Here is a 14,288-nt window from a genome sequence, read left to right as displayed (position 1 = left end):
ACCGCTCGGCGTGTCGACGGCGTGTCGCGCGGATATCAGCGAATCCGCGGCGGTTTCGCGGTGGCGTGTGTGGAGCAGTGACGCGGGAGCAGCGCGAGCGGCGCGCGCAGCCCCGCGGTGGCGGGCCGGGCCTCAGCCAGCCGCCTCCACGTTCCACTCGGCCACGGTGCCCGGCCGCTCGGCCTTGGGGCGCACCGGCGCGAGCGTGAAGGTGCCGTTGCGGCGCAGCGCGCGGTTCGCGAGGTTCGACGTCCCCGAGTGACGGTTGGTCGCCCCGCCGGGGCCGATCCCGTCGTCGGTCACCTGCACCACGAGACGGCCCTTGGGCGCGTCGAGCGAGATGGTCACGGCCGTCGCACCCGAGTGCCGGGCCACGTTGGAGAGCATCTCGCGCAGCACGGCGACCACGTCGTCGGACAGCGTGGGGTCGCCCGCGATTGCGTGCGACACCTCGGCCCAGTCGACCTGCACCACTGGGGTGAAGCCCAGCGAGTCCTGCGCCATCACCAGCTCGCGCCGGATCCGCTCGGAGATGGGCTCGGAGGTGCGCTGGCCGGCGAGCGTGCCCATCACGCCGCGGACCTCGTGCTGCGCGCGCTTGATGTGTCCCAGCGTGCGCACCAGGCGCTCGCGCTGGGAGGGGGAGACCTCGTCCGCGACAGCCTCGATCTGCATCGCGGTGGCGAACAGCTCCTGCGACACGAAGTCGTGCAGGTCGTCGGCGAGGCGCTGGCGCTCCTCGAGCATCTGCGTCATGTTGCGCACGTGCGACAGCTCCGCGACGGACAGCGCCATCGCGGCCTGGTTGGCGAAGCGCTGGGCGATCGCGAGGTCCTCGGGGGCGAAGGCCGCCATGCCGCGGTCGCGCCACAGCATGAGCAGGCCCACGGTGCGGTGCTCGGCGCGCAGCGGCGCGTACAGCGAGGGGCCGAAGGTCGACACCACCTCGAGCACGTAGGTGCCCGGCGGCTCCGCGGAGATGATGCCCATCCCGGAGTGAATGGCCTTCACCGCCTGGCCCTCCTGCGGCAGGTCGAGCCCGAGCAGCTCGTGCGCGCGCTCGCCCGTGGTGATCTCCATGGTCCACGCGCCGTCGACGCCGGGCAGCACGAGCGCCGCGTGGCTCGCGCCCGCGAGGTCCTTGGCGGCCGTGACGATCTCGTCGAACGCCTCCTCGCTGCTCGGGTCCGCCAGCAGCGCGGTGGTGATGTCCTGGGAGGCCGCGAGCCAGCGCTCGCGCTCGAGCGCCTTCGCGTACAGCTGGGCGTTGTCGATCGCGACCGATGCGGCGGCCGCCAGCGCGCCCACCACCTCCTGGTCGCGGGCGGTGAAGCCGCCGTCCTTGCTCGCGAGGTACAGGTAGCCGAAGACGGAGCCGCGCACCTTGAGCGAGGCGCCCATGAAGGACCCCATGGGCGGGTGACCGGGCGGCAGCCCGCCGAACGCGGGGTGCTGGGTGAGGTCCTCGAGCACCAGCACGCCCTCGGCGGGGATCTGGTGCAGCACGCCCACCGAGTTGGGGGCACGCCCCAGCCGCTGCCACACCTCCGCGGACATGCCCCGGTAGTGGAAGTCGACGCTCACGCCCTCGGCGTCGAGCACGTTGATCGCGGCGTACTTCGCGCCCGTGTGGTCCGTGGCCGCCGCGAGGAACCGGTCCAGCACGTGCGGCAGGTCCAGCTGCGCGTTGAGGGCCACGATCGCATCGGTCAGCGCGTCGGACACGGGCACGTCCTCCTCGGTCGGGTGGGGAACAGTCGGGTCGGCAACGGTCGGGTGGGGAACAGTCGGGTAGGCGGCAGTGGCCCCGTCAACGGCCGCGGCGCGGTCAGTCAAGGTCCACCACCTGGTCGGCCACGTCCAGCAGGGAGTGGTCGTGGGTGACGAGCACCACGGTACGGCCTTGGCCGCGCCAGCGGGCGACCATCGCGCGCAGCGCGGTCGCGCCGTCGTCGTCCAGGTGCTCGGCCGGCTCGTCGATCAGCTGGACGGGCGCGGGGGACAGGGCCGCGCGCGCGAGCAGCAGGCGCCGCCGCTCGCCGCCGGACACGCTGTGGCCGCCCGGCCCCACCTCGGTCTCCAGCCCGTCGGGCAGCCCCCGCACCCACGGCGCGAGCCCCACGAGGTCGAGCGCGTCCCACGCCTGCGCCTCGGACACGTCGCCGCGCGCGACCCGCAGGTTCTCCAGCACCGTGGTGCCGAACACGTGCGCGTCCTCCGCGGTCATCGCGGCCACCACGCCGGTGTCCGCCTCGCCCGCGGGCTCCCCGTCGAGCCGCACGCTCCCGGACGCGGGCTCGAGGGCCCCCGCCAGCGTGGTGAGCAGGGTCGTCTTGCCCACGCCCGAGCGCCCGATGACCGCGAGCACCTCGCCCGGCCGCACGGTCGCGGTGACGGGCCGGGTGGGCTCCATGCCGGGCCAGGCGGCCCGCAGCCCGTCCAGGTCGAGGGTGGACGATGCACGGTGACGGTCGGCGTCGGAGCCCGCCCCGGCGCCGTCGAACGCGGACAGTCGCCGGGCGGCGGCCGCCGAGCGGTGGTACTGCATCGCCGCCGCTGGCACGGCGTCGACGGCCTCGAACGCCGCCAGCGGCAGGAGCGCGACAACGGCCGCGAGCGGGCCGCCGAGCTCCCCGGACTGGACCGCGAGGATGGCGATGGCCACGAGCGCGATGAGGGCGAGGCCGGAGAACAGCGCCTGGGACCCAGCGGCGAGCGCGGCCGGCCGGGCGGCCAGCTCCTGGGCGTGCTCGGCGTCGCGGTCGGCGTCCTCGAGCGCGGAAGCCGCGGCCCGCGTCTCGCCCCACACGCGATGCTCCGCGGCGCCGTCCATCGCAGACAGGGCAGTCGCGGTCACCTCGGCACGGGCGCGGGTGCCCGCGACCGCGGCGATCCGCGCGGAGCGGTGGGTGAGCACCGCCGGCACGACCGCCGCGAGCAGCAGGCACGCGGCCAGGGCGACGCCCGCGACGGGCGTGATGACGCCCACGATCGCGACCGCGATGGTCGACACGGTGACGGCCACGCCCACGGGGATGAGCGCGCGCACCACCGCGTCGCCCACGGCGTCGAGGTCGGCGCCCATGCGCGCGACCAGGTCGCCGCGGCGCAGCCCCAGCACCGTGCGGGCGCCGGAGGCCGCGAGCCGGTCGTAGGCGCGCTCGCGCAGCTCGACCACGCCGCGCAGCGCCGTGTCGTGGCTCGCGAGGCGCTCGAGGTAGCGGAACAGCCCGCGGCTGATGCCGAAGAACCTCACCACCGTCGCCGCGAGCGCGATGTCCGCGGGGGAGGGCATCTGCGCGGCGCGGGCGATGAGCCACGCCGCGGTCGCCGCGAGGCCCACGGCGGAGCCGAGCGCCATGGTGCCGGCGAGCACGGCGCGGATGACGGGCCAGGGCCGCACGCCGGTGTCGCGCAGCGCCCGCGCCAGGACGCGGCGGTCGGGCTCGGGGGACGATGCACGGGTCGCCGGGGCCGCGCCCGCGCCGGGGGCCGGGCGGCCCGCCCGGGTCGCCGCGCTCACGCGAGGACCGCCGTCACGTCGACCACCGCATCGGCCTCCTCGAGGACCTCCGCCTCGTGGGTCGCGACCACGACGGTGGCGCCGGCCGCGGTGAGCGCGCGCAGGCGCGCAAGGATCTGCGCACGGGAGGCGCGGTCCAGGTGCGCGGTGGGCTCGTCGAGGAGCACCAGCGGGCGGCCCGAGGTGAAGGCGCGCTCGAGAGCGCGGCGCTGGCGCTGGCCCAGGCTCAGGGTGCGTCCCTCCGGACCCAGGTCGGGGCGCTGCGGCACCCACGCGACCTGGGCGAGCCAGGAGGACTCCTCGACCGCCGCATCGGCGCTCAGGACGGTCCTGCCGTCCACGGCCACCCGGCCCTCATCGGGGGCCAGCAGGCCGGCGACCGCGAGCAGCGCGGTGGACTTGCCGTCCCCGTTGGGGCCCCGCAGCGCGGTGATGCGGCCCGGCTCCGCCTGGAAGGACAGGGATCCGGGAGCGAGGCGGCGGCCGTCCGGCGTGGCGACCGCGAGGCCCTCGACCTCGAGCGTGGCGCCGCGCAGCTCCGGCGCGGCGCCCAGGCCCCGGCGCGCGGCCGCGGCGGAGGGATCCTCGAGCAGGCCGAACGCCGAGTCGGCGGCGGCGAGGCCGTCCGCGGACGCGTGGAAGTGGAAGCCCACGTTGCGCAGCGGCAGGTACGCCTCGGGGGCGAGGACCAGCACCGCGAGGGCGGTCTCGATGCCGATCCCGCCGCCGATGAGCCGAAAGCCCATGGTCACCGCGACGATCGCGACGGCGAGCGTGGTGAGCAGCTCGAGCACCATGCCCGACAGGAACGCGATGCGCAGGGAGCCCATGGTGGCCTTGGCCTGCGCCTCGCCGAGCGCCCGCACGCGGGCGGCGGGGCCGCGCTCGCGACCGAGCGCGCGCAGCGTCGGCAGGCCCTCGATGAGGTCGAGCGTGCGGGTGCCCAGGCGCTGCATCGCGGCGAGGTGGCGCTCGGAGCGCTCACGGGTGAGCAGGCCCACGAGCACCATGAAGACCGGCACCAGCGGCAGCGTCGTAACCACGATGACCGCGGACAGCCAGTCCAGCCCGAGCACCACGACGATCATCACGGGCGTGACGGTCGCGGACAGCGCGAGCTGGGGGAGGTACCGCACGAAGTAGGGGAGCAGGTCGTCGAGGCCGCGCGTCACGAGGGTCGCGACGTCCGTGCCGCGGCCGCTCGCCGCCCACCGGGGGCCCAGGGTGGCGACGTGCGCGACCACCGCCTCGCGCAGCTGCGAGATGACGGCCACGCCCGCGCGGTGCGCGAGCCGCTCCTGGAGCCAGGCGAGCAGCACGCGCAGGGCGACCACGCAGGCGAGCCACGCCAGGCCCGTCTCGAGGGTGCGGGTCGACTCGGGCACCAGGCGGCCCCACCAGCCCAGGCCGTCCCCGTCGAGGGGCGCGGGGGCGAGGACGGGCGCGAGCAGGCGCGCGAGCAGGAGGGCCTGCAGCAGGATCAGCACGGCCGTGGCAAAGCCGAGGCCCGCCGTCACGATGATGTAGCGGCGGGCCGGGCCGATCCTGCGGACCAGCCGCGGATCGAGTGGACGCATGGGCTCCCTAGCGCTTGAGGAACGTGAGCTCGGTGTGCTCGGGGATGTGCTCGAGCGACAGGCGGCGGCGGAACACCCAGTAGGTCCACGCCTGGTAGGCGAGCACCACCGGGGTCATGATCGCCGCGACCCAGGTCATCACCGTGAGCGTGTAGTCCGTGGACGATGCATTGTCGAGCGTGAGCGAGTTCGCGGGCTCGAGCGCGGGCATGACGTTGGGGTACATGGCGCCGAAGATGAGCGTCACCGCGCCGATGATCGCGACCGCGTTGGAGGCGAACGCCCAGCCGAAGCGGCCCTGGAGCGAGGACACCCACGCGCCGATGAGCGCGACGGCGGCGACCACGAGCGCGCCCCACGTCCAGGCGTTGCGCGAGTAGGCGAGCTGCGCCCACAGGGCCCACACGGCGGCGACGGCGACCGCGACGAGCGACGCCTTCCTGGCGAACGCCTCGGCGCGCTCGCGGATCTCCCCGTCGGTCTTGAGCGACAGGAAGATCGAGCCGTGCGACAGGAACAGGGTGAGCGTCACCAGGCCGCCCAGCAGGGCGAACGGGTGGAGCAGGTCGAAGAAGTTGCCCGCGTACTGGTGGTCCGCGTCCAGGTTGACGCCGCGCACCAGGTTGGCGAACGCGACGCCCCACAGGATCGACGGGACCCAGGCGGAGCCGATGATCACCCAGTCCCAGCGCGCGCGCCACGACTCGTCGTTGATCTTGCCGCGGTACTCGATCGCGACCGCGCGCACGATGAGCGCGAGCAGGATGATCAGCAGCGGCAGGTAGAAGCCGGAGAACATGGTCGCGTACCACTCGGGGAAGGCCGCGAAGGTCGCGCCGCCCGCGGTGAGCAGCCACACCTCGTTGCCGTCCCACACGGGGCCGATGGTGTTGAGCACCACGCGGCGGCCCTTGTTGGACCTGCCGATGATGGGCATGAGCATGCCCACGCCGAAGTCGAAGCCCTCGAGCACCAGGTATCCGGTCCACAGGACCGCGATGAGGATGAACCAGACGAGTGCGAGATCCATGAGCGGGGACTCCTTAGTACGCGAACGACATCGGCTTGGCCGTGTCGTCGTCGTCGGACTGGACGGCGGGCTCGGCGACCTGGGGGGCGCCCTCGACCGCGTAGCGCTGGATCAGGCGGAACCAGAACACGCCGAGCACCGCGTACACGACCGTGAACAGGACGAACGAGGTGAGCACCTCGCCCATGCTCACGGAGGAGGAGACGCCGAACATGGTCATGAGCATGATCTGATCCGAGCCGGTCGGGTTGGGCGCGACCACGAACGGCTGGCGGCCCATCTCCGTGAAGATCCAGCCGAAGCTCGCGGCCAGGTACGGCATGGGCAGCGACACGAGCGCGAGGGTCTTCATCCACCCCGGCATGCCCGGGCTCTTCTTGCGGGTGAACCACAGGATGCCCAGCGCGAGCGCGGCGGAGAACGCCGCGAGGCCGATCATGAGGCGGAACGACCAGTAGGTGACCAGCAGGTTGGGCCGGTACTCGATCTCGTCGCCGTTCGCGTCGACCGCGCCGTAGCGCTCGGCGTAGATCTCCTGGAGCTCGTTCAGGCCCAGGACCTCGCCGTTCCAGTCTCCCGTCGCCAGGTAGGACGTGAGGCCGGGGATCTCGATGACGTGGCTCACCGATCCCGGATCGTCGCCGGCGAGGTTGCCGATCGACAGCAGGGAGAAGGGGGCCGGGCCGTCGGGCGTCTCGACGAGCGCCTCGGCCGCGGCCATCTTGATGGGCTGCTGCTCGAACATGAGCTTCGCCTGGACGTCGCCGGTGACGATCACGGCGACGCCGGAGATCATCATCACCCACGCGCCGAACCGGGCGGCGGTGCGGTACATCGGCAGGTCGGCGTGCTGCCGGTCCTCGCGCGAGCGCCGCACCATCCAGTAGACGGCGATGCCGCCCACGAACGTGCCGGCCACCAGGAACGCGGTCGCGATGACGTGCGGGAACGCCACGAGCGTCGTGTTGTTGGTGAGCACCGCGATGATGTCGGTCATCTCCGCGCGGCCGGTCTCCGGGTTGTACTCCGCACCCACGGGGTGCTGCATCCACGAGTTGGCCGCGATGATGAAGTACGCGGACAGCACGGTGCCGATGGAGAACAGCCACACGGTGGCCAGATGCAGCCGTTTGGGCAGCCGGTCCCAGCCGAAGATCCACAGGCCCAGGAACGTGGACTCGAGGAAGAAGGCGAGCAGCGCCTCCATGGCGAGCGGCGCGCCGAAGACGTCGCCGACGAACCGCGAGTACTCGGACCAGTTCATGCCGAACTGGAACTCCTGCACGATTCCGGTCGCGATGCCCAGCGCGAAGTTGATGAGCAGCAGCTTCCCGTAGAACTTGGTCAGCCGCAGGTACTTCTCCTTGCCGGTGCGGACCCAGGCGGTCTGCAGGATCGCCACCAGGACCGAGAGTCCGATGGTGAGCGGCACGAGGATGAAGTGGTAGACGGTCGTGACGCCGAACTGCCACCGCGCGAGCTCGAGGGCTTCCATGAGCGGGGACCTCCTCAACGAAGTTGTCATTCACGCTACTCGCGGGCGCTCGTGAGCGTGGGGGGACGAAGGTCCCTGGCTGCCCTTCAGTCTAGTGGCGCACCAGGGGCGTTGATGACACGGGCGGGCCCGCCCGCCGCGCCGCGGGAAGGCAAAGAATAGGTCTGCGGGGCGTCATGTGACAGAATGGTCGGCAGGACAGGCGCCCGGCCACATGGGGCGTCCACCCGCGGCAGGTCAGCGGCACCGCAGCTGCCAGTCCCGTCCGGTCCCGCGAGGCTCGCCCCGGGGACATCGGGGATAGGCGCTCGTGACGGTTGACTGACGCGACCAGCAGACTTCCGTGGCCGCCCGAGGCGAGCCGCGAACGACGATGAGGTCGGGACCCGATGTGGAGGGTCTCGATTCGAGGTACCCGCGTTGAGCGAGGACAACAACACCACCGCACCGGTCACGGCACCCCTGTTCCAGGCGCCCGAGCCCGCCCGCCCCCGCCGTGCATCGGCCCCCGCCGGTCCGCCGGCCGCGGCCCAGCCGGCGACCCAGCCCGCGTTCGCCGCCCCGGCGGCCCCCGCGGAGAAGCCCGCCGAGGACAAGCCCAAGGCGTCGAGGTCCAAGGCGGCCAGGGACGATGCTCCGGCCGGCGATGCTCCGGCCGACGGCGAGGCGGCGCCCAAGAAGAAGAAGTCCGGCGGCGCCAAGAAGAAGAAGGCCAAGCCCGCCGAGGGCGACGGCGCGAAGGCTCCCGCCGAGGCCCCGGCCGCGAAGGACGCCTCCGGCGACGCGCCGCAGCGCGACCGCGACGCGAAGGGCGACGCCAAGGGCGATGCCCAGGGTGACGCGCAGGGCGGCTCTGAAGGCTCCAGCGACGGCTCCGGCGCGTCCGACGACGCGGGCGACGAGTCCGGCGAGGGCGGCTCGCGCCGCCGCCGTCGGCGCGGCGGCCGCGGGCGCGGCAAGAAGCGCACGCCCGGCGAGGGCGACGGCGAGTCGGCGCAGGGCGACCCCGCGCAGGGCGAGTCCGGCGAGGGCGACGCCCTCGAGCGCGGCGACGCCGGGTCCGGGGACGACGCCTCGACCGACGCGGCGGACTCCGCCGACGACGCCGGCTCGGACGACGAGTCCGGCGAGGGCGGCTCGCGCCGTCGTCGTCGCCGTCGTGGATCGCGGTCGGGCTCCTCGTCCGGCGGGTCCGGATCGGGCTCCGGCTCGGGCGGCTCGGGCGGCTCCGGCTCCGACGATCAGCTCCAGGGCTCCACGCGCCTGCAGGCCAAGCGCCAGCGCCGCCGCGACTCGCGCGACGGCCAGCGCCGCCGCCCGGTGATCTCCGAGGCCGAGTTCCTGGCCCGCCGCGAGTCCGTCAAGCGCTCCATGGTGGTGCGCGAGAAGGACGGCCGCGTGCAGATCGGCGTCCTCGAGGACGACGTCCTGGTCGAGCACTACGTGTCGCACCAGGCGCAGCAGTCCATGGCGGGCAACGTGTACCTGGGCCGCATCCAGAACGTGCTGCCCGGCATGGAGGCCGCGTTCATCGACATCGGCCGCGGCCGCAACGCGGTGCTGTACGCCGGCGAGGTCAACTGGGACGCCGCCGGCCTCGAGGGCAAGGCCAAGCGCATCGAGCTCGCGCTCAAGCCCGGCGACCAGGTCATGGTGCAGGTCACCAAGGACCCCATCGGGCACAAGGGCGCCCGCGTCACCTCGCAGATCTCGCTCGCGGGCCGCTTCCTGGTCTACGTCCCCGGCGGCGGCGTCACCGGCATCAGCCGCAAGCTGCCCGACACCGAGCGCAACCGCCTCAAGAAGCTGCTCCGTGAGGTCATCCCGGCCGACGCCGGCGTGATCGTCCGCACCGCGGCCGAGGGCGCCTCGGAGGAGGAGCTGCGCGCCGACGTCGAGCGCCTCAAGCGCCAGTGGCAGACCATCCTCGACGAGTCCAAGTCGGGCGCCAAGGCCCCCAAGCTGCTGCGCGGCGAGCCGGACATGGCCATCCGCGTGGTGCGCGACATCTTCAACGAGGACTTCGACTCGCTCACCATCCAGGGCGACGACACGTGGAACTCGCTGTCCATGTACGTGGGCCAGGTGGCGCCGGACCTCATGCCGCGCCTGCACAAGTACACGGCGACCGGCGACGTCTTCGCGGACTCCCGCATCGACGAGCAGCTCGCCAAGGGCATGGACCGCAAGGTGTGGCTGCCCTCGGGCGGCTCGCTGGTCATCGACCGCACCGAGGCGATGACGGTCATCGACGTCAACACGGGCAAGTTCGTCGGCAAGGGCGGCACGCTCGAGGAGACGATGACCCTCAACAACCTCGAGGCGGCCGAGGAGATCGTGCGCCAGCTGCGCCTGCGCGACATCGGCGGCATCATCGTTGTCGACTTCGTCGACATGCTGCTCGAGGCCAACCGCGATCGCGTGCTGCGCCGCCTCATCGAGTGCCTGGGCCGCGACCGGACCAAGCACCAGGTGGCGGAGGTCACCTCCCTGGGCCTGGTCCAGATGACCCGCAAGCGCGTGGGCCAGGGCCTGGTCGAGGCGTTCTCCGAGACGTGCGACCACTGCAAGGGCCGGGGCTTCCTGGTCCACGGCGAGCCCGTCGCGGAGGCGAGCGAGAAGCAGCCCGAGACGCGCCGCTCGCGCGGCGGTCGCGGTGGCCGCGGCGGCAAGCAGCAGTCGCAGCCCGAGCCGCCCAAGGATGAGTCCACGAGCGAGCCCAAGGACGCGCACCACCACCAGGCGCCGGTGCACGGGGAGACCCACGCGCTGGACGACCGCGAGGAGGCCCGCGCCGCCGTCAAGGCGACGCTCGCGTCCATCGCGGCGGCCGCGGAGAAGGCGCACCACCACGACGACGAGGTCGCCGCGGCGGCCTCGGAGACGGGCGCGGGCGAGCCCGTGCTCGACATCCCGGTGGTGCTTCCCGACCGTTCCGGCTCGGGCGACACGCCGGCCGAGGACTGAGCGCCCGTTCGGTTTGACCCGAGGCGGGTCGAGCCGGTACATTAGTGCGTCGGCGCGAGAGCGCCATCGCCCTGCCTGCGCCCTCCGGGGGAGCGGCTGCGGCAGGAATCGGATCCCATCCAGGGATCGAACAACGAGTTTCACGAGGAATAGATCATGGTGTACGCGATTGTGAAGGCCGGTGGCCGCCAGGAGAAGGTCTCCGTTGGCGACATCGTCGTTGTCGACCGGATGCAGGCGGAGGCCGGCTCGACTGTCGAGCTCGCTCCGGTGCTGCTCGTCGACGGCGAGACCGTCACGTCGGACGCTTCGGCGCTGGGCAAGGTCAAGGTGACCGCGGAGGTCATTCGTGACGAGCGCGGCCCGAAGATCGACATCCTCAAGTACAAGAACAAGACGGGCTACCGCAAGCGCATCGGTCACCGCCAGGACCTGACGCGTCTCAAGGTCACCGGCATCAAGTAAGCGAGGAAGCACTCATGGCACACAAGAAGGGCGCGAGCTCCTCGCGCAACGGTCGCGATTCGAACCCCCAGTACCTGGGCGTCAAGCGCTTCGGCGGCCAGGCCGTCAACGCCGGCGAGATCATCGTCCGCCAGCGCGGCACCCACTTCCACCCCGGTGAGAACGTGGGCCGTGGCAAGGACGACACCCTCTTCGCCCTCGCGGCGGGCTCGGTGCAGTTCGGTCAGCGTCGCGGCCGCAAGGTCGTCGACATCGTCGAGGCGTAAGCACACTCGACTCACACTTCCGTCAGGGGCGCGCCGCGAGGCAGCGCCCCTGACGCGTCTCTAGGCTGGGGACGATGCACGGGGCCGGCCCCGCATCGTCCCTCGCCATTCCTAGGAGGAGCCATGGCCACGTTCGTCGACCGGGTGACGCTGCACGTCACCGCGGGCAACGGAGGCCACGGCGTCGCCTCGGTGCACCGTGAGAAGTTCAAGCCGCTGGGCGGTCCCGACGGCGGCAACGGCGGCCGCGGCGGCTCCGTGGTGCTCGTGGTGGACGCGCAGGCCACGACCCTGCTCGACTACCACCACGCGCCCCACCGCACCGCGGAGAACGGCAAGCAGGGCGCCGGTGACCTTCGTCACGGAGCCAACGCGCCGGACCTGCGCCTGACCGTGCCCAACGGCACGCTCGTGAAGACCAAGGACGGCGAGGTGCTCGCGGACCTCGTGGGCGACGGCGCGGAGCTCGTGGTCGCCGCGGGCGGCCGCGGGGGACTGGGCAACGCCGCGCTGGCCACCACCAAGCGCAAGGCGCCCGGGTTCGCGCTGCTGGGCGAGCCGGGCGAGGAGGCGACCATCGTCCTCGAGCTCAAGTCCATCGCGGACGTGGCGCTCGTGGGCTACCCCAGCGCCGGCAAGTCCTCGCTCATCGCCGCCATGAGCCGCGTGCGCCCCAAGATCGCGGACTACCCGTTCACCACCCTGGTGCCCAACCTGGGCGTGGTCGAGGCCGGCGGCACCCGCTTCACCGTTGCGGACGTGCCCGGCCTCATCGCCGGCGCCTCCGAGGGGCGCGGCCTGGGTCACGACTTCCTGCGCCACATCGAGCGCTGCTCCGTCATCGCGCACGTCCTCGACACGGCGACCCTCGAGTCCGACCGCGACCCGCTCACGGACCTCGACGTCATCTCCGCGGAGCTGCGGGCCTACTCGGGTGACGAGGCGATCAGCGGCGTGCCGCTCGCCGAGCGTCCCCAGATCATCATCCTCAACAAGGTCGACGTGCCCGACGGTCGCGACATCGCCGCCATGGTGCGCGCGGACCTCGAGGCGCGCGGGATGCCCGTCTTCGAGGTGAGCGCCGTGAGCCGCGAGGGCCTGCGCGAGCTGGGCTTCGCGCTCGCCCGCATGGTCCAGGAGGAGCGCGCCAAGGCGCCCGTCCTCGAGAAGGCGCCGGTGGTCATCCGGCCCAAGGCGGTCGACGACTCGGGCTTCACCGTCGAGCACGTGCGCGACGGCGCCGAGGACTACTACCAGGTGCGCGGCGTCAAGGTCGAGCGGTGGGTCAGGCAGACCAACTTCGCCAACGACGAGGCGGTGGGCTACCTGGCCGACCGGCTCGCGCGCATCGGCGTCGAGGACGCCCTGTTCAAGGCGGGCGCGGTGCCCGGCTCCGAGGTGGTGATCGGCCCGCGCCAGGGCGGCATCGTCTTCGACTGGGAGCCCACCATGGCCGCCGGCGCGGAGCTGCTCGGCTCGCGCGGCTCGGACCTGCGCATCGAGGAGCACGAGCGCCACCAGCGCGCCACCCGCGCGGAGAAGCGCCGCGAGCACAAGGAGCGGATGGACGCGCGAGCCGCGGCCCGCGAGGAGCTGTGGACCGAGCGCGACGCCGGCCACTGGACGGATCCGGCCGAGGACGACGAGTGAGCGAGGCGGGCGCGGGCGCGGCTGCGACCGGGCGCGAGGCCCCCGGCCGCGAGGGTGCCGGCGCCGACCGCCCCGAGGCCCCCGGCCGCGTCGAGGTGGCCCGTGCCCGGCGCATCGTCGTCAAGGTCGGCTCGTCGTCCCTGACCCACCCGGACGGCACCCTCGACGAGGTGCGCCTCGCGCGGCTCGTCGACGTGCTGGGCGCGGCGCGCTCGGAGGAGCGCGAGGTGCTGCTGGTCACGTCCGGCTCGATCGCCGCGGGCATCGGGCCGCTGGGGCTGGACGGGCGGCCCACGGACCTCGAGCTGCAGCAGGCCGCCGCGTCGGTGGGGCAGGGAGCGCTCATCCACGCCTACACCGTCGCCTTCGCGCGCTACGGGCTCACCGTGGGTCAGGTGCTGCTGACCGCGGACGACATGATCCGGCGCGCCCACTACCGCAATGCGCGGCGGGCGCTCGGCGCGCTGCTCGACCTGGGCGTGGTTCCCATCATCAACGAGAACGACACGGTCGCGACCGACGAGATCCGGTTCGGCGATAACGACCGCCTCGCGGCGCTGGTGGCGACGGCCGTGCGCGCCGACGTGCTCGTGCTGCTCACGGACGTCGACGCGCTGTACACGGCGAAGCCCGGCACCCCCGGGGCGCGGCGGATCGCCCAGGTGCACGGGCCCGACGACCTCGCGGGCATCGACGTGTCCCGCCGCGGCTCCAAGGTGGGCACCGGCGGCATGATCACCAAGGTCGAGGCCGCCTCGATCGCCACCAACTCCGGGGTGGCGGTCGTGCTGGCCTCCGCCGCCGACGCGGCCGACGCCGTCGCCGGCGAGGACGTGGGCACCCTGTTCCTTCCTACCGGCAAGCACGAGACGCACCGGCTCGAGTGGCTCGCGCACGCCGCGCGCACGCGCGGGGGCATCGTGCTCGACGACGGCGCCGTCGCCGCGCTGCGCGGCCGGCGGGCGTCGCTGCTCGCGGCCGGGGTCGTGGAGATCCGCGGCGACTTCGAGGCGGGGGAGCCCGTCGACCTGCTGGGCCTCGACGGCACGCTGGTGGCGCGCGGCTTCGCGGGGTTCTCCTCCGCGGAGGCGGACCGCATGAAGGGCCTGTCCACGGACGCCCTGGGCGAGGTGCTGGGCGACGCGTACGCGCGCGAGCTCATCCACATCGACCACCTCGTGGTGCTCTGACCCGCGGCCTCGGCCCCGACGCGCCCGCGCCCGCCCGCGCCGTCACCTGTCCACACGATTTCTGCGCTGGTCCACACACGGACCGGCGTGTCGTCGGCGTGTCGGCGCGATATCAGCAATTTCGC

9 protein-coding genes and 1 pseudogene are annotated in these 14,288 nt (G+C 73.1%); 5 read left to right on the top strand and 5 right to left on the bottom strand.

Annotated elements, in window-relative coordinates; genetic code table 11:
- Window positions 1–132 precede the first annotated feature (132 nt).
- From AOM03_RS04710 to AOM03_RS04690, 5 genes are all read right to left on the bottom strand, one after another.
- Window positions 133–1,725 carry a GAF domain-containing sensor histidine kinase gene (locus AOM03_RS04710; protein WP_162197262.1) on the bottom strand — a complete coding sequence of 531 codons (1,593 nt, stop codon included), beginning with the start codon at window positions 1,723–1,725 and terminating at the stop codon, window positions 133–135.
- Between the two features lie 103 nt (window positions 1,726–1,828).
- Window positions 1,829–3,523, bottom strand: coding sequence for a thiol reductant ABC exporter subunit CydC (cydC, locus tag AOM03_RS04705; protein WP_227589881.1), 1,695 nt, complete (start codon window positions 3,521–3,523; stop codon window positions 1,829–1,831).
- On the bottom strand, window positions 3,520–5,100 hold the full coding sequence (locus AOM03_RS04700; RefSeq protein ID WP_062378631.1) for an ABC transporter ATP-binding protein/permease: 1,581 nt from the start codon (window positions 5,098–5,100) through the stop codon (window positions 3,520–3,522). The genes cydC and AOM03_RS04700 overlap by 4 nt, the downstream gene beginning before the upstream one ends.
- A 7-nt stretch (window positions 5,101–5,107) precedes the next feature.
- A complete protein-coding gene (gene cydB, locus AOM03_RS04695; RefSeq protein WP_062378628.1) occupies window positions 5,108–6,130 on the bottom strand; it encodes a cytochrome d ubiquinol oxidase subunit II in 1,023 nt (340 codons plus the stop codon).
- A gap of 13 nt (window positions 6,131–6,143) precedes the next feature.
- Window positions 6,144–7,625, bottom strand: a complete 1,482-nt coding sequence (locus AOM03_RS04690; RefSeq protein ID WP_062378626.1) for a cytochrome ubiquinol oxidase subunit I — start codon at window positions 7,623–7,625, stop codon at window positions 6,144–6,146.
- 420 nt (window positions 7,626–8,045) lie between these two features.
- On the opposite strand from AOM03_RS04690, the pseudogene AOM03_RS04685 reads away from it, so the two are divergent.
- The 5 genes and pseudogenes from AOM03_RS04685 to proB form a co-directional block, all read left to right on the top strand.
- Window positions 8,046–10,592, top strand: a pseudogene (locus tag AOM03_RS04685) (Rne/Rng family ribonuclease); the annotation flags it as partial.
- A 156-nt stretch (window positions 10,593–10,748) separates the two neighbouring features.
- Window positions 10,749–11,057: a 50S ribosomal protein L21 gene (gene rplU, locus AOM03_RS04680; protein WP_062378622.1), complete on the top strand. Its 309-nt coding sequence runs from the start codon at window positions 10,749–10,751 to the stop codon at window positions 11,055–11,057.
- 14 nt (window positions 11,058–11,071) lie between these two features.
- On the top strand, window positions 11,072–11,323 hold the full coding sequence (gene rpmA, locus AOM03_RS04675; RefSeq protein ID WP_062378619.1) for a 50S ribosomal protein L27: 252 nt from the start codon (window positions 11,072–11,074) through the stop codon (window positions 11,321–11,323).
- 123 nt (window positions 11,324–11,446) lie between these two features.
- Window positions 11,447–12,973: a GTPase ObgE gene (gene obgE / locus AOM03_RS04670; RefSeq protein ID WP_062378616.1), complete on the top strand. Its 1,527-nt coding sequence runs from the start codon at window positions 11,447–11,449 to the stop codon at window positions 12,971–12,973.
- Window positions 12,970–14,163 carry a glutamate 5-kinase gene (gene proB / locus AOM03_RS04665; protein ID WP_082092107.1) on the top strand — a complete coding sequence of 398 codons (1,194 nt, stop codon included), beginning with the start codon at window positions 12,970–12,972 and terminating at the stop codon, window positions 14,161–14,163. Before obgE ends, proB begins: the two co-directional genes overlap by 4 nt.
- Window positions 14,164–14,288 lie beyond the last annotated feature (125 nt).

Source organism: Demequina pelophila (assembly GCF_000971175.1).
Taxonomy (GTDB): Bacteria; Actinomycetota; Actinomycetes; order Actinomycetales; family Demequinaceae; genus Demequina; species Demequina pelophila.
The sequence above is the reverse complement of the archived record's forward strand: the minus strand, read 5'-3'. Positions and strand labels throughout refer to the sequence as shown.

Coding starts and splice junctions, on each gene's coding strand:
- cydB (WP_062378628.1), bottom strand. CDS start 6,130: ATGGATCTCGCACTCGTCTGGTTCATCCTCATCGCGGTCCTGTGGACC.
- AOM03_RS04690 (WP_062378626.1), bottom strand. CDS start 7,625: ATGGAAGCCCTCGAGCTCGCGCGGTGGCAGTTCGGCGTCACGACCGTC.
- obgE (WP_062378616.1), top strand. CDS start 11,447: ATGGCCACGTTCGTCGACCGGGTGACGCTGCACGTCACCGCGGGCAAC.
- rpmA (WP_062378619.1), top strand. CDS start 11,072: ATGGCACACAAGAAGGGCGCGAGCTCCTCGCGCAACGGTCGCGATTCG.
- AOM03_RS04700 (WP_062378631.1), bottom strand. CDS start 5,100: ATGCGTCCACTCGATCCGCGGCTGGTCCGCAGGATCGGCCCGGCCCGC.
- rplU (WP_062378622.1), top strand. CDS start 10,749: ATGGTGTACGCGATTGTGAAGGCCGGTGGCCGCCAGGAGAAGGTCTCC.